Origin of the sequence: Chitinophaga sp. W3I9, from assembly GCF_050434025.1 — a bacterium.
Lineage (GTDB): Bacteria > Bacteroidota > Bacteroidia > Chitinophagales > Chitinophagaceae > Chitinophaga.
Window position 1 is genome coordinate 610,472 of the sequence record NZ_JBNPWC010000001.1, and the last position, 22,801, is coordinate 633,272.

A 22,801-nucleotide genomic window follows, 5' to 3' on the forward strand; every position below is an offset into this window, starting at 1 on the left:
ATTAAGCTGGGCGGTTCCTACGTTGGTGCGGAAGTTTTACCTGGGTTTTGCCGGCTTTACCTCTTTTGGTGGTAATTACCATTACGCCGTTGGCGGCGCGGGCGCCGTACAGTGTAGTAGCGGCGGCATCTTTCAGGATGGTAACGCTTTCAATATCGCTGGGGTTGGGTAATCCACCAATGATACCATCTACAACTACCAGGGGAGAGTTGCCCGCAGTAAGGGTTCCGTTACCACGGATGCGGATCACGGGCGCCGAGGCAGGATCTCCGGAAGTATTTCCTACAAATACGCCGCTTACTTTACCCTGCAACATTTTATCCATGCTGCTGGCAGTAACGTCTTTCAGTTTAGCGCCGCTTACTGCCTGCGCTGCACCGGTGAGGTTTTTGGTGGTAGTGGTGGTGTAACCCATTACTACTACTTCTTCCAGTTTCTTGGTATCCGGTTCCAGTTTAATATTGAGTTCAGAGCGGCCGCCTATTGCTACTTTCTGTTGCAGGTAGCCGATATAGGAAAATATCAGCACGCTGTTTTCCGAAGGTGCCTGGATAGTGAACTTACCGGTAGCATCTGTTACGGCGCCGGTGCTGGCGCCTTCTACGGTGATCGTTACACCGGGCAACGGATCTTTGGTAGTGGCGTCTGTTACATATCCTGTTACTTTTACCTGTGCGGTACCGGTGGGAGTAATCACCACCAGGTTGTTTTCCAGCACGCGGAAGGTAACATTGGAGTTGTTGAAGAGTTCCTTCAGCACTTCACTGATCTTTTTATCTTTCACATCAATAGTCACTGCCTTATTCAGATCAGTAAAGTTCTCGTTGTAGAAGAAGCGATAATTGCTGTTGTTTTCGATGAGTTTAAATACATCTTTCACGCTTTTATTTTCAGCATGCAGTTCTTTTATATTATCCTGCGCGTATGCATTAGCGGATACCTGTAAAAAACCTCCGAAAATCAGCAGACCCGTCAATTTCATCATGAGCAATAATTTTCGCCCGGGGCAAAATAATGCCGCCAGGTTTGCAGTGGATTTCATAAACTTGTATAGATTTTAGTTAAACGATAATTACGGCGATTGCCCGTCGCAAAGGCAATTCGCCATTAAGTGATTTTCGTTGATTGGGGTAAGTCGCATTACCCCAATTTTTTTAGTCCTTCATGTCGGGCATGTAAGTTGGTTTTACAGGTGATTGAATGATGGTTGTCCCTTCTATCCGGCCATTACCGGCTTTTAAATGCTTTATTATATTTTTCTCTCAGCTCTTCGTCCAGCGCCAGAGTAACTACACCTTTGTTGATGGCGTATTTCAGCGGTGCTGTGAGCTTTAGAATGTTCAGTACCTGTTCCAGCGTTTCCTGACGGAAAGTGCCACTGAAACGGTATTCTTTCAGTTCCTGTTCTTTAAAGATCACCTTTACATTAAACCTGCGTTCCATTGTTACCGCCAGTTCTTCCATGGTTTGAGCGGCCACTATCCAGTTGCCGTCTTTCCAGGCGGTATATATTTCCGTATTGTTCACTTCCCTGCTTTCTATCGGAGCAGCGGTGGAGCTGTCTCCGCCAGATACAGGCGTTTTCAATTGTTCACTGCCGTTTGACAACGGTTTTTTATACACAACATGTTGATGTGGTTTCATCATAAGTCCGAAAGGCGTAGTGGTTTTGCTGCCGTCTATCTTCACTTCTCCGTCTACCAGCGTGGTTACTACGGTTTTATCTTCCGGGTATGCTTTTACATTGAAAGATGTACCCAGCGCGAGTATTCTCAGGTCGGAGGCTCTTACCGTAAAAGGCTTTTGTGCGTTGGTATGCACTTTAAAGAAGGCCTCTCCCTCCAGTTTTACTTCGCGGCCGCGGAGGTTGTACGACTGTGCATACTGCAGCTTGCTCCCTGCATTCAGCCATACTTCCGTACCATCAGACAATTCAATTTTGGTGGTAGCCCCTTTCGGGCTGGTTACCGTTACCAGCGCGTTACTGCTGTTATCTTTTTTACCGGAGGCCCAGGCATACACCAGGCCGCCGCCGATTAAAAAAGGCAATGTATAGGAGGCGGCCACACGGAAATAGTACCTCCATTTGTTTACCGCCAATGGCGGTTCTATGGCCGTACTATACTGCAAACTATCCCAGGCGGCGCCGGTATCATAACTCCCTTCCCGTGCCGTTGCCTGCCACGCATCCCTGATCTGAAGGAAATAAGACTGGTTCTCCGCCGAGGCATTGATCCAGTGCGTTAGCGCTGCCTGCTCATCCGGGGAAATATTACCGGATAAAAAACGTGCGATCAGGTCATCTGCCTGCTCCTGTGTATAGTTAGGACCCATCATATAGAAAACAAGTAGTAAGACAACATTTAATGCCGGGTAGGGTGACAAGCGAAGAAAATAAATGTTGTTTTTTTAAACCCCTACTTCAAAAGAGGGAGTAGTTCGTCGCGTAACCTTTGCAGGGCGCGGGTCATCTGTGTTTTGACGGTGTTGATGGAGATGCCGAGGTGGCGGGAAATTTCGGGGTAACTCAGTTCTTCAAAGCGGCTAAGCCGGAATACATCCTGGCACTGAGGTGGTAATTTGCGGATAGCTTTTTCCGCTATCAGCTCCAGTTCGGATTGTTCGAGTTTTTCTGCCGGCGAATGACCGGAGGCAATGCTGAACAGGGAAATACGGGACTCCAGCTGCTGAAGCTCTTCGCTGCCGTATTGCGTTTTCACCTTGTTTTGCTTGATGTAGTTGAGGCAATTATTCTGAACAGCGCGGTACAGGTATGCTTTTTCAGATACCTGGATGTCCAGCTCCCTGTACTTCTCCCATATCTTCAAAAAAGTATCCTGCACAATTTCTTCTGCCAGTTCATGTCTGTTTACGAAATCAAAGGCGAATGTACAGAGCGCGGCGTAATACTCTTTGAATAATGATTCAAAAGCGGGTAGCTGACGTTGTTTTCGGTTAATATTTTTACTTACTTCCTCCAAAGTATTCCTTCGTCCACAAGATTGTTCACTGCGGCAAAAGATACGTAAAGTAGGTTCAATAAAAAAACGCGGATCATAGACCCGCGTTTTACCATCTTTAACTCGTTGAATTACATACACAAGCCGCCACAGGTGCTGATTGTCTGACCGGTTACGTAACCGCTCATATCAGACGCCAGGAACAGGCAAACATTGGCAATATCTTCCGGTGTGCCGAAGCGGCCCAGCGGAATCTGAGCAATATAATTGGCAGCGCCCTCTCCTTCTTTGAGGTAGCTGGTCATGTCTGTTTCTACAAAACCCGGGGCCACGGCATTACAGCGGATGTTACGGCTGCCCAGCTCCTGTGCAATGGACTTGGTAAAACCGATGATACCGGCTTTAGAAGCGGCATAGCTGCTTTGGCCGGCGTTTCCCATGATACCGATTACGGAGCTCATATTAATGATGCTACCGCTTTTTGCCTTCATCATAGGGCGTATTACATGTTTGGTCATGTTATACACGCTCTTCAGGTTGATGTTCATTACATCATCCCATTGATCAGGACTCATACGCAACAGCAGGTTATCTTTGGAGATACCGGCATTGTTCACACAAATATCAATTTTTCCGAATTCTTTCAATACATCCGCTACCAGCGCTTCAGTTTCCTCGTAAACGCCTGCATTGGATTTATAAGCTTTTGCTTTTACACCCAAAGCGGTGAGCTTTGCTTCCAGTGCCTGGGCTTTTTCATCAGAGCTAACGTATGTAAATGCTACGTTTGCTCCCTGTGCTGCAAATTTCAAAGCAATTGCTTCCCCGATACCACGGCTGGCGCCTGTTACTATGGCTACTTTGTTCTCCAGTAATTTCATGTTATAGTTGATAGGTTTTAAGCATTCATATGATCCGCCGCAAATTGCAGAATTTCTTCGAGGTATTTGCGGTCGTTGTTCAGTCGTGGAACTTTATGTTGTCCGCCCAGCTTACCCTTGCTTTTCAGGAACTCACAAAAAGTTCCTTCCGGCAATACACGTACTACCGGCATGTGCAGGGCGATATCCTTATATCTTTTGGCCTCGTAATCTGAGTTGATGGCTTTTAAAGTACTATCCAGTACAGCAATGAAGCGGTTCAGGTCGTCCGGCGCTACTTCAAATTCCACCAGCCATTCGTGCCCGCCGTTGCCATGATCACTGAAATAAACGGGGGCTGCGGTGTAGTCATTTACCACTGCGCCGGTAGCTTCGCAGGCTTTGGCCACTGCGGTATCTGAATTTTCCACGATCACTTCTTCCCCGAAGGCATTAATAAACGACTTTGTTCTGCCGCTGACTTTAATACGGTAAGGAATCAGGGAGGTGAACTGGATGGTATCTCCTACCATATAGCGCCATAAGCCGCCATTGGTGCTGATCACAAGGGCATAATTTTTACCCAGCTCCACTTCCTGCAGTTGCAGGGTTTGCGGATTTTCCTTGTCCAGTTCCTCCATTGGCATAAACTCATAGAAGATGCCGTGGTTGAGGAACAGCAACAGCCCTTCTTCTCCTACCACATCCTGGGCTGCAAAAAAGCCTTCGGAAGCGTTATAAGTTTCCTGGTAATGCATTAAAGGCTTGCGGATCAGTTTTTTAAACTGCTCGCGGTAAGGGGTGAAGCTTACGCCGCCGTGCATATAAAGCTCCAGGTTAGGCCATACATCGGCCAGGTTGTCGGTACCGGTGAGTTCAAAAATACGTTTGATCAGCACAATGGTCCAGGTAGGCACCCCTGCAATAGAGGTTACATTTTCATGGATCACGGCGTTGGCCATACGTTCTATTTTCTCTTCCCATTCGTCCATGAGCGCTATTTCCAGGTCCGGAGTACGGATCATATTGCCGTAAAACGGCATATTCTGGAGCATTACAGCGCTCAGGTCACCAAAATAGGAATCGCTGTTTTCGGAAAGCTTGTTCACCTGGTGACTACCCCCTATTACCAGTGATTTACCGGTAAATACATCGGAGTCGGGGAAATTATTGTAATAAAGGGAGATCACATCCCTGCCGGAGCGATAGTGGCATTCATCCAGGCTTTCCACTGTTACAGGGATAAATTTGCTTTTATCCGCGGTGGTACCGCTGGATTTTGCAAACCATTTGATGGGTGTATTCCAGAGTACATTCTGCTGTCCCTCCATCGTGCGCTGTATATAAGGCTTGATGGTATCATAAGTATGAATAGGAACGCGCTGTTTATATTCGTCTATCTTATAAATCTTTGAAAAGCCGTACTGCTTACCGAATTCGGTATACTGGGCGGCACTGATAAGGTTTTGGAATACCTGCTGCTGCACCTGCACGGGATACTGCATGAAATACGCAATACGCCCCATTCGCAATCTTGCCAGTTGTGATATTGCAGGACTTAAAATTCTCATATAGGATGCTGTAGAATTATTTTTATTGTTTAGCTGCTTCGTCCAGGTAATCTTTACGGCGAAGAATAAAATTCTGGCCAAGATACACTTTTCTTACCTGTTCATCGGCTGCCAGCTCTTCGGCAGATCCTGATTTCAGGATTTTACCTTCAAACAATAAATAAGCCCGGTCAGTAATGGACAATGTTTCCTGAACGTTGTGGTCGGTGATCAGGATACCTATATTTTTGTATTTCAGTTTGGCTACTATTCCCTGGATATCCTCTACGGCAATGGGGTCGATACCGGCAAAAGGCTCATCCAGCAGGATAAACTTCGGGTCTACGGCCAGGGCGCGTGCGATCTCGGTACGACGGCGTTCTCCCCCGCTCAATACGTCGCCAGGGCTTTTTCTTACGTGCGTAAGCCGGAACTCAGACAAAAGACTTTCCAGCTTCTCTTTCTGCTCTGCCTTTTTCAGGGTAGTCATTTCCAGCACAGCGGAAATATTATCTTCCACGCTCAGCTTCCGGAACACGGAAGCCTCCTGCGGCAGATAACCAATGCCCATCTGCGCCCGCTTGTACATGGGCAGCTTGGTAATGTTCTGGCCATCCAGGTACACATTCCCTTCATCGGGCTTAATAAGCCCCACCACCATGTAAAAGGAGGTGGTTTTACCGGCGCCGTTTGGCCCCAGCAGCCCTACAATCTCCCCCTGAGACACTTCCACAGATACGTGGTTTACCACGGTTCTGTTGCCGTAACGCTTTACCAGCTGGTCTGTATGTATTCTTAATGTCATATGATCAAACTTAGCAAAAATAAACAATTCATTCAGTTAGCCTAGTTATAGTTATCCTAAGATTAAAAATGATCTGATAATAATAAGGGGATATCTTATTTTTGCCCGCGTAATTTTAGCAGGAAGCTGGCTTTATATCCAGCCGCCTTCCTCAAAGCTTATAACTTTATGAAAGTAACTGAACATATTGCCAAGGCCAAAGACACCCTGATTTCTTTCGAAATCCTTCCTCCGCTTAAAGGAAAGAGTATTGAGTCTATCTACGACCACCTGGATCCGCTGATGGAATTCAAGCCCGCATTTATCAATGTGACCTATCACCGCAGCGAGCATATGTTCAAGAAAAAGGCGGACGGATCCTTTGAAAAGGTGGAAATCCGTAAACGCCCCGGCACCGTGGGTATTTGCGCGGCCATTATGAACCATTATAACGTAGATGCGGTACCACACCTCATTTGCGGTGGTTTTAGCCGGGAAGAAACAGAAAATGCCCTGATAGACCTTAACTTCCTGGGTATCGACAATGTACTGGTTTTACGTGGAGATGCTCCCAAAAATGAAACTTTCTTTGAACCCGACCCGCATGGACACAGCTATGCAATTGATTTGCTGGACCAGGTGGCACATATGAATAACGGCGTTTACCTGGAAGATGATCTGCAAAGCGGTGTAAAAACCAATTTCTGCATCGGCGTAGCCGGTTACCCCGAAAAACATTTTGAAGCCCCCAATATGCAAACAGACCTGTCGCACCTGAAACGTAAGGTGGAAAACGGGGCCGATTATATCGTTACTCAAATGTTTTTCGACAACCAGAAGTTCTTCGACTTCGTAAACAAATGCCGTGAAATGGGTATCACCGTGCCTATTATCCCCGGGCTGAAGCCATTAACTTCCAGGAAGCAAATGACCATGCTGCCACGTATTTTCCATGTGGACCTTCCTACAGACCTCTCTACAGAAATCCTGAAATGCAAAACAGACAAGGATGTGGAACAAGTGGGTACTGAGTGGCTCATTGCACAGTCGAAAGAACTGAAAGCCTTTGGCGTGCCGGTATTGCACTATTACACGCTGGGTAAACCCAAGGTGGTGCGTCAGGCAGTGGAAGCAATTATGTAGCTTATCCTAACTCCTTATAAAAGCAGAAGGGAAGGACGAAAGTCTTTCCCTTTTTTGCTGTCTTTCATATAAAAAATGCCATCACGTAGATACGTAGTGGCATATCCCTATAACTGTCACACTTTTAATTATAACTGTCCAATGATCAATGTCATCTTCCGATGGCATCTTTCGCTAATAAGACGCGGTAAAAAGGAATGACCCCTATCTTCTTTTAAAAAAAATAAAAAAGACCGCCGTAAGAGGCAGTCTTTCTAAAATCATTATTCGGCAACATCATCATTTCCGGGGAAACAAGTATCCAAAGGAAATCCGGAAGCTTCGGTTCAGCTCTTCTGCATGTTCCCTGGTAGTTACATTTATAAAGCCGGAAGAATAACCTGCCGTAAGCAAAAATCCTTCATTAAACTCATAACCGAGCAGGAAATTAGCCGAAACGTCTACCGGGTTAGCATGTATTTCAGAGCCGTTTGCCGGAACCACTTTATCCCCGTCAAACTTTACCCGTTTTGTTTCTTCTTTAGTGCCTTCTTTGATATAAGTGGCCTTGCCACCAATACCATAAGACAGGCCGGGACCAAATCCTGCCACAATTTTACCTTGCCCCAATTTTTGCTTAAACAGAAAGTTGACAGGTAATTCAAGATAGTTATACCGGAACTTGACGATATAGTAATAGTTCCCGGTTGATTGCTCCGGCCGGGTTCTGTAACCAGCAACACTGTAAAGAAGTCCTGGCTGTACCGCCAACCATTTTGCCAGGGGAATATCTGCTAAAATGCCTGCATGAAAAGCAGGCAACATAAACTCGTTCCGGTTCGGAACATCAGCAGGGTCAGTCAGTTTCATACTGGCGCCGGTAAAGCCGGCCTTTAGTCCAAATCTAACTTGCGCAGTTGCCATCTGAACAACCAGCAGGGCTACAACAATCAGAATATTTCTTTTCATGCATTTTAAGTATAAATCCGCTCCCTGTTAACAAAAACCGTTCCCCGCGTAAAAAGACTACCAGTCTTCCCTGTCAAAGAAAAAACCAAGGCTTACGCCCCAATACCTGTTTTTATAATTATTATCCGCCGATTGATCGATATCCATCATGCCGTATCCATATTGTGCACTCAGTGAAAGGCAGCAATTCAACTCCAAACCCGCAATAAAGTTAACCCCGGCATCCCAGCGCTGCAGGTTCATGTTAGTGCCGAAGATATTGGGAGACCCCTTAAAATCGATCCGTTGGGATCCCGATTGCACCAGTTTATTTTCGGTGTAAGCCGCTACACTGTAATCGCCGCGGATACAATAAGCGGCATAGGGACCCGCACCTACCAGCAGCTTACCAAAGCTTACCGGCACCTTATATACCAGGTGAACCGGCAGTTCCAGGTATTGCAGTTTCAGTTTTGTTGCCCCGGATGTAAACAGGTTAACCGGATGGGATACCGCATAATCCAGTCCCGCACCTTTTTTTATGTAACTGATGCCTGGCTGCAGATAGCCATTTTTAAACAGCGGTACGTTCGTATAGAAGCTTGCCTGCCAGCTATCCGTTTTTTGGGTTCCCGGCGCATATCCACTCCCGGAAGACTCCAGCCCGGTATTGATATAGCCGCCACGAATACCCAAACTTACCTGTGCATGTGAGGTAGCTGTAACAAAAAATACTGTTACAAAAAGAAGAGTAAAAATTTTCATCAGTGGTTCGGTAATAAAAGGGTTAAGAATATCACAGTGACATCATTTTTGGGGGAAAAGTCTTAATGCTCAGTCGGTTATTGTAAGCGAAATTAAACAAACGTTTTCATAAAAATAAAAAACCACCCGAAATTCCCGGGTGGTTAATAAAAAGTTCATCGGAAGCAGGTTTTACCTGCCACCAAACTTATATCCAACGGACACGCCAAAAGACGTGTTCTTAAAGCTACGGTCGTTATCGGTATTATCTGCCGTATTAACCAGACCAAGGTCGGTATTCAGACCGAAATACAGTCCCACAGGCAGTTCATAACCTACATTAATACCTAAACCGGCATCGAATCTTTTCTGTTTCAGCACGGTGGCTTCATCATCATATACATCCAGATCGCCAAACCCGGTATCCTTGATCTTTCCGCCCAAACCATAAGCGAAATAAGGGCCTGCAGATAATACCAGCCTGCCGGTACCTACTTCTGGTTTAAACATAAAGTGAACAGGCAACTCCAGGTAAGACAAAGTAGTTTTCACATCTGTATCCTTGTCCTTGCCTCCTTTACCGGAATAAAGTAATCCTGTTCCAATATAAAATTCATCTGCCAGCGGAATATCTACCGTAACCCCGGCCCTTATGCCGGTAAGAATAGAGCTGGTTTCTTTTCCACTGTTTAGAACAGCATTTTTTGCAGTCATGCTGGAAAACTGCGGTCCTGCAACGATACCCCATTTAGCCTGGCCAAAAGAAAGACCAGCTACCAGTAATGCGGCTGCAGATAATAATACCTTTTTCATGTGTGATGTAATTTGAATGATTTTAAAAAAAGCGATACCCACAGGTCAGGTATCGCTTCCCTAATTTTTTTGATTGCCAACTAATGAATGAACCTGTTTTTTTTTGCTTGCTTGCAGTTATTACAATTTAGTTCCGTATTTGTTTATTAACCAGCTATTTTCCGCCGAACAAATAACCTACAGAAACACTGAATACCCGGTTCTTGCTCTTGTCATCGGTACTGTTGTCCTCTCCGGAGTTCACTTTGGCAAAACCAATACCATACTGGGCAGAGATCAGGAAGTTGCTGAGTTCCGCACCAATCTGTACGTTACCACCCCAGTCGAAACGTTTCATTTTATTATATGCTGTATTCGGGTCGTTATTAAAAGGGGTATCATCATCCCATTTAATACTTTCTGAACCACTGGCATGCACACCGGCAATAGTGGTTTCATACTTTTGCTTACCGGCAACACCAAATGCAAAGTAAGGACCTACACCTGCAAAGAGGCTGGAACTCTCACCTATTGGCAACTTAGCCACGAAGTTCAGCGGAATTTCGATGTAAGATGGGTTGATGGTATACTTTGCGTAAGGATTGGTGGTGGAGTTATTCTTATCTCCTGTTTCAAGCTTGGTACCCTTGGTGGTATAAAATACACCGGGCTGAAATGACAAAATCTTTGGAACTAACGGTAAATCTGCAATGGCTCCCACATTAAAACCGGATAATGAACGACTATCTTTTGTATTTCCGGAGTTATCATAAGTAATGTTGGAGAGATTCCAGCCAGCCTTAATCCCAACTCTCGCCTGAGACATCGCTGCTACTGAAATCGTTAACGCTGCGAGTGATAATAACATCTTCTTCATAATCTTTGGTTTTATGGTCTGCAACCACAGAGCCAAAGACTATGCCAAAGGAATGTTAAAAGTTATGAACTATTTGGTTTTCAATGTGTATAGAGGCATATATTCTACGTTCCACACTCCTGTTTCTACAGTTTTGTGGCAGTATCTTTCGGGGCTACCCTGTCCAGGAACTCCTGCAATTGCTCCACACCCAGTCTTTTTGCCACAATTTTCTTCTTTTCATCCAGTAAGTATACCATTGGTGTGCTGTACACATCATAAAGCCTGCGGTAATTCGTTTCTCCCTGCGGATCTGAACCATGTATCCAGCCATTAAGATGATGCTCATGGATAAACTGTAGCCATTCCTCACGGGTACCTTCTGTTTTAACGCCGATCATGGTCACTCCTTTGCTCTTCCAGCTTGCATTCCAGGCAGAATCCAAACGGGGGATCTCTGTTTTGCAATGTCCGCAGGTGGGATCCCAGAAAACAAGGACCGTAAACTTCGCGGGGGTCTTATACAGGGAAAGCGGCCTGGCAGCAGTATCTTTATATTGCAGTGGAGCGGCCTGGCGGCCAATCAGGTTTGGTGCCATTGTATATGCCCTGTCCACAATTTTGTTGAGTTGCTCATCCGTCAGCCAGAACGCTTCCCCAGGAACGTAATATTTTTCCACAAGGTGTACAAAAACCGCGTCCATACCCATGTAAGGCGAGCTCTCGTAATTATAAGTAAGCCACCACAACACAAACTTAAAAACCTCTTTGCTTTTGCGGGTACGGGCAATCATGGCATCACAGTCTACAATAATAGAATCCGGATGTACCGGTACCAGCTGGGTGAAATATTTTTTCAGCTTTCCTTCCAGGATAGGCGTTCTCACCAGGCGGTCGCTTTCCAGGTCCACCTCATCCCAGTAATGATTTTTAAAATAATGATAGGCAAATAAAGAATCCGCTCCGGCTGGTGCTGGCGGAACCACCGGTTCCTTCATCGCCAGGAAAATGGTACTGAGGATATTGCCGGGATGTTGGGCAATAAAGCTGGTCCTGAATTCCTGGATCTTCTTTCCCAGTTCCTGCTGCAATGGCTGCACCTTGGCAGAATCTGCGGTCGTGCGGGCAGTTTGCAGCTGTTGCTGGATATTGCGGCTCAGCGTTTCCTGCTGGAAAAGAAATTTATTGTAGGCCAGGAACCCCTCGTTATCGGGGCTGCCCTTGTATACTGTTTTATTAACAAGATCGCTGGTGTCGATGGCTACGCTGAAAACCTGCTGCTTATCTATCAGGGTTTCTACATACTGCTGTTTACCGGGCAGTACCAGCAGATAAATGCCTGGCAGCAGTTTTTCCTTGCCTTTCAGCACAACTTCTCCCGCAGGGCTTACTGCTGCAGAGTCGGCCAGGTAGGTAGATCTGCCCATATAATGGGCCAGGAAAAACTTCCCGCCGGTAAAGTTTTTCAGCTTCACAGTAATCTGGTAACCCTGCGCCTGCAGGCTATATTGCGCTAAAAGGGCTGCTATCAGCAGTAGAAATAGTTTACGCATAATATTTGAAAGCAATATGTAAATGTAAGCGGAAAAAAGTAAAAAAGGAAAGCGGTGTGCTGAGTGGTAATTCGTATGAATTACGATGCAGGATTCAGCATTTCAATTACCTTTGCAGCCGTGAGGAAAAAAAACGTTGTTTTAGAAAATGTACCGGTTACTGCTTATGCGGCAGAAGGTAAAGCCCTGGCCCGTCATGACGGGAAAGTGATATTTATTGAAGGCGGAGTAGTGCCCGGCGATGTGGTGGATGTTCGTCTTGGTAAAAACAAAAAAGACTGGGCAGAAGGGAAAGTAGTTCACTTTCACAGCTATTCTGATAAAAGAGTTACTCCTTTTTGCCAGCATTTTGGCACCTGCGGAGGATGTAAATGGCAAATGCTGCCTTATTCCCTCCAACTGGAGTACAAACAACAACAGGTGGCAGACCACCTGCAACGCATTGGGAAGTTGGCCCTGCCGCCAATGGACCCTATCCTGGGCAGCGCCCATACCGAACATTACCGCAATAAGCTGGAGTTTACCTTCAGCAACAAAGCATACCTTACCAACGAGGAAATCAGGGCCAACGACGGCGAAATACCTGTAAGGCCCGCATTGGGCTTTCATGTACCTAAGCTCTTCGATAAAGTACTGAATATAGATACCTGCTACCTGATGCAGGAGCCGGTAAACCTGATCCGCAACACCGTCCGTGAATATGCGGTTTCCCACGACCTTACGTTTTATGACATCCGTGCCCAACAGGGATGGCTGCGTAACCTGGTGATCCGCCTTTGCACTACCGGTGAAATCATGGTGAACCTAGTGATCCACCATGAAGACAAGCCCAACAGGATTGCCCTGCTGGACCATTTGCTGAAAACAGTACCGGCCATTACCACCCTGCTTTATACTATTAATCCGAAAGGAAACGATACCATCTTCGACCTGGAACCAAAAGTCTATTTTGGTAAAGGATATGCAGAAGAGAAACTGGAAGATTTTGTTTTCAAGATAGGTCCTAAATCTTTTTTCCAGACCAACACTTACCAGGGAGAGGTGTTATACAAGGTAACAAGGGATTTTGCAGGCTTAACCGGATCCGAGATCGTATATGACCTATATTGCGGTACCGGAAGCATTGGCATCTTTGTATCGCGTAATGCCCGCAAAGTAGTGGGTATTGAGCTGATAAAGGAAGCCATAGACGACGCAAAGGAAAACGCCGCCCGTAATAATGTGAATAATGCCACCTTTTTTGCAGGCGATGTAGTGGATATTTGCAATAACGAGTTTTTTGCACAACATGGCCAGCCGGATGTGATCATTACCGATCCCCCACGGGCAGGCATGCACGAAAAACTGGTCAATAAACTGCTGGAGATCGGTGCTCCTAAAATTGTATATGTTAGCTGCAACCCCGCTACACAAGCCAGGGATCTGGCGTTGCTGGATTCCCTCTATACAGTGGAAAAGGTACAACCGGTAGATATGTTCCCGCACACCCATCACATCGAAAATGTGGTGTTGTTGAAAAAAAGAGATAATAACTAGCAACAATGAACGAGTACAGGCCCGGAAAATTTCAGTACCTGCCGATGGTGATCAAAAATCTGATGATCATTAATGGTTTGGTTTGGTTAGTGCAGATTACGCTGCTGAGCAAATTCGATTATGATCTGAGTCGTTTGTTTGCCCTTCACTACTGGGGCTCCGAACTATTCAAACCACACCAGTTCATTACCCATCTGTTCCTGCATGATCCGAAGAACATTACGCATGTGCTCTTCAACATGTTTACGCTGTGGATGTTTGGCGCCACCCTGGAAAACCTGTGGGGACCCAAGCGTTTCCTGGTTTTCTATCTGATATGCGGACTGGGCGCTGCACTGTGCCACATGGGCGTACTCACTTATGAGAACCTGAGCCTGAACAGGTATGCAGCGCAGTTCCTGAATGATCCCAGTTTCTCGAATTTTGTGTTGCTGGATAATAAGTTCGACATCGGCAACCTCGCCAACTTCGATATGGCCAGCCTGAAAAATGCATTGGCCGCCCGCGACCCTGCAGCTATAGAAATGGCCAGCCTGTATGTCAAAAATTATGTAAGCTATTACCGCAATGGCGCTACACTGGGCGCATCCGGAGCGGTATACGGTATCTTGTTCGCATTTGGATACCTGTTCCCCAACCGGTACCTCTATTTCTTTGCAATGATCCCCATCAGGGCTAAGTTTGTGGTTGGCTTCATGATCCTGGGTGAACTGTACTCCGGTATCCAGAACTCGGCAGGAGATAATGTGGCTCACTTTGCCCACCTCGGTGGCGCACTCTTTGCCTACCTACTGCTAAGGAACTGGAGTAAAAAGAGAACAGATTTTTATTAAGACAACTGTATTATTGACGTATTTTTGTATTGAAAAATATTTGTACCATGCATGCGTTGGAAAAAGAGAAATTGCCCCGCCTCTCTTTAGGAGAAGGAAGAAATATGGTGACACACCTGATGGTCGTTAATCTTACGATTTTCGTTTTCCTGTTTTTTACGCTTGTAATATACCAGATGGAACAAGTGGGCGAGCCCCGGTTTCACCAGGATATTATGACCTGGCTGAGGCTTCCGGCAGATCCATCCAAATTACTGACCCGTCCCTGGACGCTGGTCACCTCCCTATTTACACACATCAGCTTCTGGCAGATCTTTTCCAATATGGTGTGGCTGTGGTGCTTTGGCACCTTCATGCAGCACCTGGCAGGCCACCAGCGGATTTTACCATTATATCTCTTCGGAGGTCTCTGCGGTAACCTCTTTTATGTGGCTGGTATGCAGCTGATCCCGTCCTTTCATGCACTCGCAGGCAATGAATACACCCTGGGCGCCGCCGGAAGTATCATGGCGATTGCCGTAGGCGTTACCGCTATTGCTCCGCGTTACCGCATATTCCCTTTACTGGCAGGAGGTATTTCCCTCTGGATCATTACCCTTGTTTTCGTTGTGCTTTCTGTTGGCGCACTAATGGCGTCTTCCAGCTATGGATACACCTATATCCCGGTACTCGCCGGCGGTGGACTCGCAGGCTGGTTATATATGTACCAGTGGAAAAAAGGCAGGGACTTGGGTGCTGGATTTAACAAACTGGCCTTTAAACTTACCCACGTATTTCACCCGGCATCACAACGCATTAACCCGGACGATTTTAAAAGGAAGAATTCTCCCACAGATGCTGATCAGCAACCGTACCGGCGCATTGGCAAAGTACCAGAACAGAAACTGAACGAAATCCTCGATAAGATCAATGAAAACGGATTATCGTCGCTTTCAGCAGAAGAACGGGATACTTTATTACGGGCAAGCAAAACTGAATAAAAGTATGACGGATTAAAAATACCTCGAAATTGCTTGTTCCCCTATGCTGAAAATCATTGTACGCCGTACCTTACTTTGGAGTAACATTTGTGGTGTAGCTACGCTGCTCCTCAGCGTTTTCCTTCCCGGTGTCAACCCGGGCCAATGGTGGCCCGCGGGCTTCTCCGGATTCTTTTTTCCGTTTCTCTTCCTGCTTTGCCTTTTATATACCGCCGTATGGGCCTGGCGTAAAAACCGGAAATACGGGTGGATGAATATAATCGCCATAATCTGTGCCATGCCCGCAGCATTAACTACCTGGGGCGTTCATATCTTCCGGGAAAATATTATCAGCAAACAAACCAACAGCGGGCAATTCACACTGATGACCTATAATACCAGCAGTATGGGTTTAGAGAGATATGTAACGAATAAAGACAAAGAAGCGGCGATCTATAACACCATTGCCTCCGGCAGCCCGGACATTCTCTGCATGCAGGAATTTTACACCAATGACAAACCCGGTAACGAACAGCATCTGCAACGCATTACATCCACCGGGAACTATCCATATCATTATTTCACCCGCGACAAAACCCACTGGGAAAGCTGGCATTACGGCATTGTATTATTTTCCCGGTATCCCATTATTACTGCTTCGGCCATCCCCTCAGTAGAAAGCAGCACTGGCAGTGGCAGCACCTTTCTCCAGGCAGATATTGCCATAAACGGAGATACCATCCGGGTATTCAATGTTCACCTCATTTCGTATATGTTTAAGGGTGAGGACTATGAAAACATGAAAGCCCCGAAAGGTACAGGCCTGGTTTATAAAATGCGGCGCACTTTCCCAACAAGATCCTCACAGGCGCTCCAGCTGGCAGCACTGATTGCCGCAAGCCCCTATCCTGCTATTGTTTGCGGCGATTTCAACGACACGCCCGTTTCGTTCACCTATAAAACCATCAGCCGCAATTTGCAGGACGCCTTCCTCAAAACCGGCGCCGGCTGGGGACGCACACTCTCCTACCTGTCGCCTTCACTGCGGATCGACTACATCCTGGCACAGCCTGCGGTAAACATCCACGGAAGTAAGGTTTTCCATAACCGGCCATCAGAGCATTTCCCGGTTATGGCCTGTCTTTCATTGAAAAAAAACTAACTTTAGTACTTCAACAAAGTATGACGCGGTGCGCTTTTTAAGACTATTTACGAAAGGATTTTTTCTGATCATCAATTTCGCCGTGGTATTACCTTTCCTGGCAGCCTGTATGGCGCCGTATATATCCCCGGCCTGGTTCTGGCCCATCAGTTTTATTACGCTGGCCTTCCCGTTCCTGTTGGGGCTATTGGTGATATTCCTGATCGGGTGGCTGTTTTTTAATTATCGTTATACGTTATTGTCACTGATCGCCCTGTTGCTCGGCTGGAAATCTATCAGCGCCTTTGTGGCCTTTAAAATGCCCGCCGGGAATAAGGTAGCCACCAATGGCAATACCCTTACCGTAATGAGCTATAATGTAAGCCAGTTTGGCCTGTACCGCGAAAGGGACAGTAAATACAACCGGCAGGCCATGTTTGCCATGATCAAAAAACAAGAGCTGGATGTTGCCTGCTTCCAGGATTTTTATACCTCCGAAAAGAAAAACGACTTTAATAACCGCGAGGATATTTCCCGGGAAATGGAACTGCCATACCGCTACTTTTCCAGCGATTTTAACCGCGATGGCATGCAACACTGGGGATCTATCATCTATTCCCGCTTTCCTATTATAGCATCGGATAAAATGAAAATGAGCGATGGCCCGAGAAGTGAAAGCCTTATCTATGCCGATATTGTAAAAGATAAGGATACCCTGCGGATCATTAATATGCACCTGGAATCCTATCGTTTCAACGAAAAAGATTATTCTGCCATCAGGAAAATCAAAAACCAGGAAGACACGGGACTAAAGGCCACCAAAAGCATTATCCAGAAAATGCGGGAAGCGTATATCCGCCGCAGTCAACAAGCCGATATTGTAGGTAACTTTATCCGGCAAAGCCCATACCCTGTAATCGTTTGCGGCGACTTTAACGACACCCCGGCGTCGTATACCTACTTTACCATTAAAGGCGATCTCCAGGACGCTTTTCTGCAAAAAGGTTTCGGAATTGGCCGTACTTTTACAGGGCTGGCGCCTACCTTACGTATTGACTATGTGTTTGTCAGTAACCATTTTAAGGTAAACAGCTTCCGGAAAATAAACTCTGACCTGTCTGACCATTATCCTGTAATTGCCAATCTTAGCCTGATAGGTAGCGGAAAAACAGCAGTAGAAGTAAATAAATAACTGTAATCAATTATGAAAATGTATAATATTTTTAGGACTGACCGATGTTGTTGCCTGCTTGTACCAGGAAAACAATTTTTATCTTTGCCATCCATCAACAAAAAATAAGATGTCAGCTATATGGCATCTGTCATTTACAGCATATGTCAGAACTAAGGATATATAATTCATTACACCGTCAGAAAGAAGTATTTACACCTTTACACCCCGGGCACGTTGGTATGTACGTGTGCGGTCCTACCGTATCCGGCGAATCACATCTCGGCCATGCCCGCCCCTATATTACGTTTGATGTAGTATTCCGCTATTTACAATACCTGGGATATAAAGTACGCTATGTACGTAATATTACCGACGCCGGCCACTTTGAAGAAGAAGGCCGCGCAGCGGAAGATAAAATTTCCAAATTTGCCATACTGGAAAAGCTGGAGCCAATGGAATTGGTACAGAAATACACCAACCTGTACCACTGGGCCATGCTACAGTTTGGCAATCTCGAACCCAGCATTGAACCCACCGCCACCGGGCATATCATTGAGCAGATTGAAATGATCAAAACGATCATGGAAAAAGGCTATGCGTATGAAGTAGACGGCAGCGTGTACTTCGATGTTAAAAAATACGCCGCCAACTACGACTATGGCATCCTCAGCGGCCGCGTACTGGAAGACATGCTGGAAACCACCAGGGAACTGGAAGGCCAGGACGATAAACATAACAAAGCGGATTTTGCGCTCTGGAAAAAAGCGCCGCCGGAACATCTTATGCGCTGGCCAAGCCCCTGGGGCGAAGGCTTCCCCGGATGGCACATTGAGTGCTCTGCCATGAGCGCCAAATACCTGGGCGCCCAGTTCGACATTCACGGCGGCGGTATGGACCTCCAGTTTCCACACCATGAATGCGAAATTGCGCAAAGTGAAATTGCACACGGCAATATGATGGCCCGTTACTGGATGCACAATAACATGATCACCATCAACGGCCGGAAAATGGGTAAGGCTTATGGCAACACCATAAAGCTCACCGAAATGTTCACCGGTGAAAGCCCCCAGCTGGAAAAGCCATACAGCCCCATGACCATCCGCTTTTTTGTGCTGCAAACACATTACCGCGGTACCCTGGATTTCTCTAACGAGGCCCTGCAGGCCGCCGAAAAAGGACTTCAGCGTTTATGGGCTGCTTATGAAACCCTGCAGAAACTGACGTATACCCCTGCCAACGGCCAGGCCATTAATGAAGAACTGGATAAACAGGTACATCAGTGGTGCCTGGAATGCCCGGATTTCATGAACGATGATTTCAATACCGCCAAAGTGCTCGCCAACCTGTTTGAGCTCACACCAGTGATCAACTCACTGAAAGGCGGACAAATAAAAATGCATGAAATCAGCGAAGATACTTTCCGGTTGCTGCAGCAAACCTGGAAAACTTATCTCGTGGATATCCTCGGTATACAACAGGAAGCCATCACCGGGGAAGATAATAAACTGGACGGCGTATTAAAAATGCTGATTGAAATGCGGAAGGAAGCTAAAAGCCGTAAGGATTACGCTACCTCCGATAAAATCCGTAACGAATTATTGTCTGTAGGCATTCAGCTGAAAGATGAAAAAGACGGCACCGTATCTTACAGTCTTCAATAAAATAAATATTCCGGAAGATAATGCGTAAAGCTCTTATTACACTGACAGCGCTGGCCTTAACAGCCGGCGCCTGCCAGCAGAATAGTCAGACAACCGATAACACCACCGACAGTACCGGCGAAAGCAAAGTAGCTAAAGTGGATGTACCGGTACCCGTTTTCCAGGCAGATTCTGCATATGCGTACACCGCACAGCAGGTAAGTTTCGGACCCAGGATACCCAATACGCCTGCGCAGGAGAAATGTGCCAGCTGGCTGATCAGCAGCTTACGCAATTGGGCAGATTCCGTGTATGTGCAGCGCACTACCGTTACCGGTCCCAAAAACGAAAAACTGCCCTGCATCAATATCATCGCCAGCTTCAACCCCGCCGCCAGGCAGCGTGTTTTACTGCTGGCTCACTGGGATACCCGTCCCTGGGCAGATGAAGATGCCTTTGATAAAACAAAGAAGCTGGACGGTGCCGATGATGGCGCCAGCGGCGTTGCCGTACTGATGGAAGCAGCCAGGCAGTTCCGTAAACAAAAACCGGAAGCCGGCGTGGATATCCTGCTGGTAGACGTGGAAGATTACGGCGCTAAAAATGACGAAAACTCATTTTGCTTAGGTACCCAGTACTGGGCGAAAAATCCGCATATTCCCGGCTATAAAGCAAACTACGGTATCCTGCTGGACATGGTAGGCGGCCGTGGCACCCAGTTCTATATGGAAGGCTCCTCCAAACAATATGCAGGCGCCCAGATGAAAATGTTCTGGGATGTAGCCAATAAACTCGGCTATTCTGATATATTCCGCTATGAAAATAATGGCGCATTTATCACGGACGACCATATCGCGGTAAATACCATCGCTAATATCCCAACATTCGATATCATTGCGTTACAGTCGAACAACGACTTTGCTCCTCACTGGCATACACAAAACGACAATATGGATGTGATTGACAAGAAAACGCTGCTGGCAGTCGGACAAACACTGTTGCAGGTAATCTATACACAGCCGTTTAGTTATTAATAACCGGAGGGGCCAGGGTGAAGAGTGATGTGACGTATTAACGCTAAAAATAGTTTTATGCCCAGGTCCAAAAGCACCCCGGAAGCCGTTCCGGTACATTATGTAGCCCATCTCAGCAAAGATAAAAAGCTGCAGAAAATTATCAATGGCCCTTTAACGGAGCTGACTATACGAAAAAACATCTGCCTGAAACTGATTGGCTCCATTATGAGCCAGCAGCTGTCCACCAAAGTAGCAGACGTCATCTATTCCCGGTTCCTCGACCTCTACGGCCGCCGGGAGCCAACAGCACAGCAGATACTGGATACCGCGCCATTAACCCTTCGTGGTATCGGTTTATCCAATGCCAAGGTAACCTACGTCCAAAATGTGGCAGCGTTTATCATCGCCGAAAAACTGACCGACAGCAAGCTTAAAAAGATGGGGAACGACGAAGTGATTGCCTATCTCACACAAATCAAAGGCGTTGGCCGTTGGACAGTAGAAATGCTCCTGATGTTTTACCTGGGCCGCGAAGACGTATTTGCCATGGACGACTGGGGATTACAGCAGGCGATGATTAAAATCTACAAGCTGAACCGGGAAGACAAAAAAGCATTCCGGGATAAGCTGGTCAAAATCTCTGAAAAATGGTCGCCTTACCGCACACATGCCTGTCGCTACCTTTGGGCATGGAAAGATAATACACCCGATAAATAACTAGACATATACAGTGCGTAGCACGGTTGTAAATTTGTGTTATGAATGTGCAGGGAAGTTTTTTTAACGATGAGGATGCCGGGAAGATTGCATTACTGAATGGAGAGCTGGCTTACCATCCGCAGTTTTTTGACCTGGCGGAAAGCAACCATTTTATGCAGGTATTGCAGGAAACCATCACCTGGAAACAGGAATCCATGAAAATGTACGGCAAAGAGGTGTTATTCCCACGTTTAATGGCCTGGTATGGCGACACTGCCAGCTCCTACAAGTTCTCCGGGAACACCTTCTCCCCCCAAGCATGGACAGCAGAATTACAACAGATACGCGATCGCATAACGCCGGTGAGCGGCCAACAGTTCAACAGCGTATTGCTCAACCTCTACCGCAACGGCAACGACTCTATGGGCTGGCATGCAGATGATGAACCGGAATTGGGCCATCACCCGGTAATTGCCTCGGTGAACTTTGGCGCAGCCCGCCGCTTTCAGCTGCGCTATAAAAGTGATCACCAACGGAAGTATGAATTATTATTGCAACACGGTTCCCTGCTCATCATGAAAGGACCATTACAGCAATACTGGGAACACCAGGTCCCGAAAACCACTAAAGTATCAAACGGAAGAATTAACCTCACCTTCCGGTTTATCCACCCCTAAAAGATGGCATGTACTATGAAAAACCTTGTATTATTAATCGGAAATGACATCAACAACATCTCACGCGGCCAAAGCTGGAAAGACCTGCTGCAGGATATCATCACCTTCTGCCACGCCGGCGATTGCGTGGAACTGGATGATAAAAAACCTTTTCCGCTCCTGTATGAAGAAATCTTTCTAACCGCCAGTAAAAATCACCGTATCAGAGAAAAAGATCTCAAGTCTTTCATCGCCATCAAAGCAGCGGAAATAAAGGCCAACCCGCTGCACAGCGCTATCCGCGAACTGAAGCCGGCACATATCCTGACCACCAACTATGAATTCACGCTGGAAGGGCAAATACCATTAGAAAACACCAGCGTCATCAAGGAAAAGTTTTACAGTATTTTCAGGAGATATGAAGTAGATAATATCCATTACTGGCATATTCACGGCGATTGCCTCAACCCCATGAGCATAAATCTGGGGTTTGAACACTATGGCGGCCAGTTACAACTGATGCGCAATTACGTGGTAAGCGGTACCGTGTACTCTTCCAAAGAAGTACCCAAGCCCTCCCTGCTCCGGCGCATTCACTCCCGGGAAGTATATTTTCACTCCTGGATAGATCTTTTTTTCACAGAGGATATACACATCTTCGGACTGTCGCTCGACTTTGTGGAAACTGATCTCTGGTGGCTGCTCACCTACAGGGCACGGCAAAAGTTTCATCATAAAAACGTGCCGGTTCCCAATCACATCTTCTACTATATCCCGGAAGAATATGTGGCAACCTCTAAATTCAAACTGGACCTGCTCACCGCAAATGATGTGACCATTGTAAGCCTGCCCGGTAAAGATAAACTGGGATATTACGAATCTATCATCAAACAAATCGGGAAGACCCGTCAAACGACCCACCATAGCAGCACCAGGTAATACCAGGGCCTGAAAGTGAGACTGGCAGCGTTTTTGCAA

Annotated in this window: 22 protein-coding genes; 11 read left to right on the forward strand and 11 right to left on the reverse strand. The window is 46.5% G+C overall.

The features are described from left to right. Position 1: 1 nt before the first annotated feature. From QFZ51_RS02715 to lptB, 6 genes are all read right to left on the reverse strand, one after another. A complete protein-coding gene (locus QFZ51_RS02715) occupies positions 2–1,042 on the reverse strand; it encodes a carboxypeptidase-like regulatory domain-containing protein (protein ID WP_429042893.1) in 1,041 nt (346 codons plus the stop codon). Between the two features lie 185 nt (positions 1,043–1,227). Further along, a complete protein-coding gene (locus QFZ51_RS02720) occupies positions 1,228–2,337 on the reverse strand; it encodes a FecR family protein (RefSeq protein WP_429042895.1) in 1,110 nt (369 codons plus the stop codon). A gap of 80 nt (positions 2,338–2,417) precedes the next feature. Continuing rightward, on the reverse strand, positions 2,418–2,981 hold the full coding sequence (locus QFZ51_RS02725; protein WP_429042898.1) for an RNA polymerase sigma-70 factor: 564 nt from the start codon (positions 2,979–2,981) through the stop codon (positions 2,418–2,420). 110 nt (positions 2,982–3,091) lie between these two features. Then, on the reverse strand, positions 3,092–3,841 hold the full coding sequence (gene fabG / locus QFZ51_RS02730) for a 3-oxoacyl-[acyl-carrier-protein] reductase (protein ID WP_370908756.1): 750 nt from the start codon (positions 3,839–3,841) through the stop codon (positions 3,092–3,094). 17 nt (positions 3,842–3,858) lie between these two features. After that, positions 3,859–5,391 carry a GH3 auxin-responsive promoter family protein gene (locus QFZ51_RS02735; RefSeq protein WP_429042902.1) on the reverse strand — a complete coding sequence of 511 codons (1,533 nt, stop codon included), beginning with the start codon at positions 5,389–5,391 and terminating at the stop codon, positions 3,859–3,861. Positions 5,392–5,413: 22 nt separating this feature from the next. Next, on the reverse strand, positions 5,414–6,175 hold the full coding sequence (gene lptB, locus QFZ51_RS02740; RefSeq protein WP_370908758.1) for an LPS export ABC transporter ATP-binding protein: 762 nt from the start codon (positions 6,173–6,175) through the stop codon (positions 5,414–5,416). A gap of 168 nt (positions 6,176–6,343) precedes the next feature. Between lptB and metF the strand changes: the two genes are divergently transcribed. Beyond that, the gene (metF, locus tag QFZ51_RS02745; RefSeq protein WP_429042904.1) at positions 6,344–7,297 is read left to right on the forward strand and encodes a methylenetetrahydrofolate reductase [NAD(P)H]; all 954 of its coding nucleotides are present in this window, start codon (positions 6,344–6,346) and stop codon (positions 7,295–7,297) included. Between the two features lie 279 nt (positions 7,298–7,576). On the opposite strand, the gene QFZ51_RS02750 is transcribed toward metF, so the two are convergent. The 5 genes from QFZ51_RS02750 to QFZ51_RS02770 all read right to left on the reverse strand — a co-directional run bounded on the left by QFZ51_RS02750 (position 7,577) and on the right by QFZ51_RS02770 (position 12,169). Next, positions 7,577–8,245 carry a porin family protein gene (locus tag QFZ51_RS02750; protein WP_429042906.1) on the reverse strand — a complete coding sequence of 223 codons (669 nt, stop codon included), beginning with the start codon at positions 8,243–8,245 and terminating at the stop codon, positions 7,577–7,579. A gap of 57 nt (positions 8,246–8,302) precedes the next feature. Further along, a complete protein-coding gene (locus QFZ51_RS02755; protein ID WP_429042908.1) occupies positions 8,303–8,989 on the reverse strand; it encodes an outer membrane beta-barrel protein in 687 nt (228 codons plus the stop codon). Between the two features lie 171 nt (positions 8,990–9,160). Beyond that, the gene (locus QFZ51_RS02760; protein ID WP_429042909.1) at positions 9,161–9,781 is read right to left on the reverse strand and encodes a porin family protein; all 621 of its coding nucleotides are present in this window, start codon (positions 9,779–9,781) and stop codon (positions 9,161–9,163) included. 154 nt (positions 9,782–9,935) lie between these two features. Continuing rightward, entirely contained in the window at positions 9,936–10,637 is a 702-nt protein-coding gene (locus QFZ51_RS02765) for a porin family protein (RefSeq protein ID WP_429042911.1), read from the reverse strand. Between the two features lie 125 nt (positions 10,638–10,762). Next, positions 10,763–12,169, reverse strand: a complete 1,407-nt coding sequence (locus QFZ51_RS02770; protein WP_429042913.1) for a redoxin domain-containing protein — start codon at positions 12,167–12,169, stop codon at positions 10,763–10,765. A gap of 75 nt (positions 12,170–12,244) precedes the next feature. Between QFZ51_RS02770 and rlmD the strand changes: the two genes are divergently transcribed. The 10 genes from rlmD to QFZ51_RS02820 all read left to right on the forward strand — a co-directional run bounded on the left by rlmD (position 12,245) and on the right by QFZ51_RS02820 (position 22,762). Then, positions 12,245–13,705 carry a 23S rRNA (uracil(1939)-C(5))-methyltransferase RlmD gene (rlmD, locus tag QFZ51_RS02775; RefSeq protein ID WP_429042915.1) on the forward strand — a complete coding sequence of 487 codons (1,461 nt, stop codon included), beginning with the start codon at positions 12,245–12,247 and terminating at the stop codon, positions 13,703–13,705. Between the two features lie 5 nt (positions 13,706–13,710). Beyond that, positions 13,711–14,538 (forward strand): rhomboid family intramembrane serine protease, encoded by an 828-nt coding sequence (locus QFZ51_RS02780; RefSeq protein WP_370908767.1) that lies wholly within the window; start codon positions 13,711–13,713, stop codon positions 14,536–14,538. A gap of 47 nt (positions 14,539–14,585) precedes the next feature. After that, complete coding sequence (locus QFZ51_RS02785; RefSeq protein ID WP_429042917.1) at positions 14,586–15,518, forward strand: rhomboid family intramembrane serine protease; 933 nt, start codon at positions 14,586–14,588, stop codon at positions 15,516–15,518. A 43-nt stretch (positions 15,519–15,561) separates the two neighbouring features. Further along, the gene (locus QFZ51_RS02790; protein ID WP_429042919.1) at positions 15,562–16,659 is read left to right on the forward strand and encodes an endonuclease/exonuclease/phosphatase family protein; all 1,098 of its coding nucleotides are present in this window, start codon (positions 15,562–15,564) and stop codon (positions 16,657–16,659) included. Between the two features lie 28 nt (positions 16,660–16,687). After that, positions 16,688–17,830 (forward strand): endonuclease/exonuclease/phosphatase family protein, encoded by a 1,143-nt coding sequence (locus QFZ51_RS02795; protein WP_429042921.1) that lies wholly within the window; start codon positions 16,688–16,690, stop codon positions 17,828–17,830. A gap of 143 nt (positions 17,831–17,973) precedes the next feature. Next, entirely contained in the window at positions 17,974–19,473 is a 1,500-nt protein-coding gene (cysS, locus tag QFZ51_RS02800) for a cysteine--tRNA ligase (protein WP_429042922.1), read from the forward strand. Positions 19,474–19,493: 20 nt separating this feature from the next. Next, positions 19,494–20,486: a M28 family peptidase gene (locus QFZ51_RS02805; protein WP_429042924.1), complete on the forward strand. Its 993-nt coding sequence runs from the start codon at positions 19,494–19,496 to the stop codon at positions 20,484–20,486. Between the two features lie 57 nt (positions 20,487–20,543). Beyond that, the gene (locus tag QFZ51_RS02810) at positions 20,544–21,185 is read left to right on the forward strand and encodes a DNA-3-methyladenine glycosylase family protein (protein WP_429042926.1); all 642 of its coding nucleotides are present in this window, start codon (positions 20,544–20,546) and stop codon (positions 21,183–21,185) included. Positions 21,186–21,226: 41 nt separating this feature from the next. Next, positions 21,227–21,844: an alpha-ketoglutarate-dependent dioxygenase AlkB family protein gene (locus QFZ51_RS02815; protein WP_429042928.1), complete on the forward strand. Its 618-nt coding sequence runs from the start codon at positions 21,227–21,229 to the stop codon at positions 21,842–21,844. Between the two features lie 15 nt (positions 21,845–21,859). Next, positions 21,860–22,762: a hypothetical protein gene (locus QFZ51_RS02820; protein WP_429042930.1), complete on the forward strand. Its 903-nt coding sequence runs from the start codon at positions 21,860–21,862 to the stop codon at positions 22,760–22,762. Positions 22,763–22,801 lie beyond the last annotated feature (39 nt).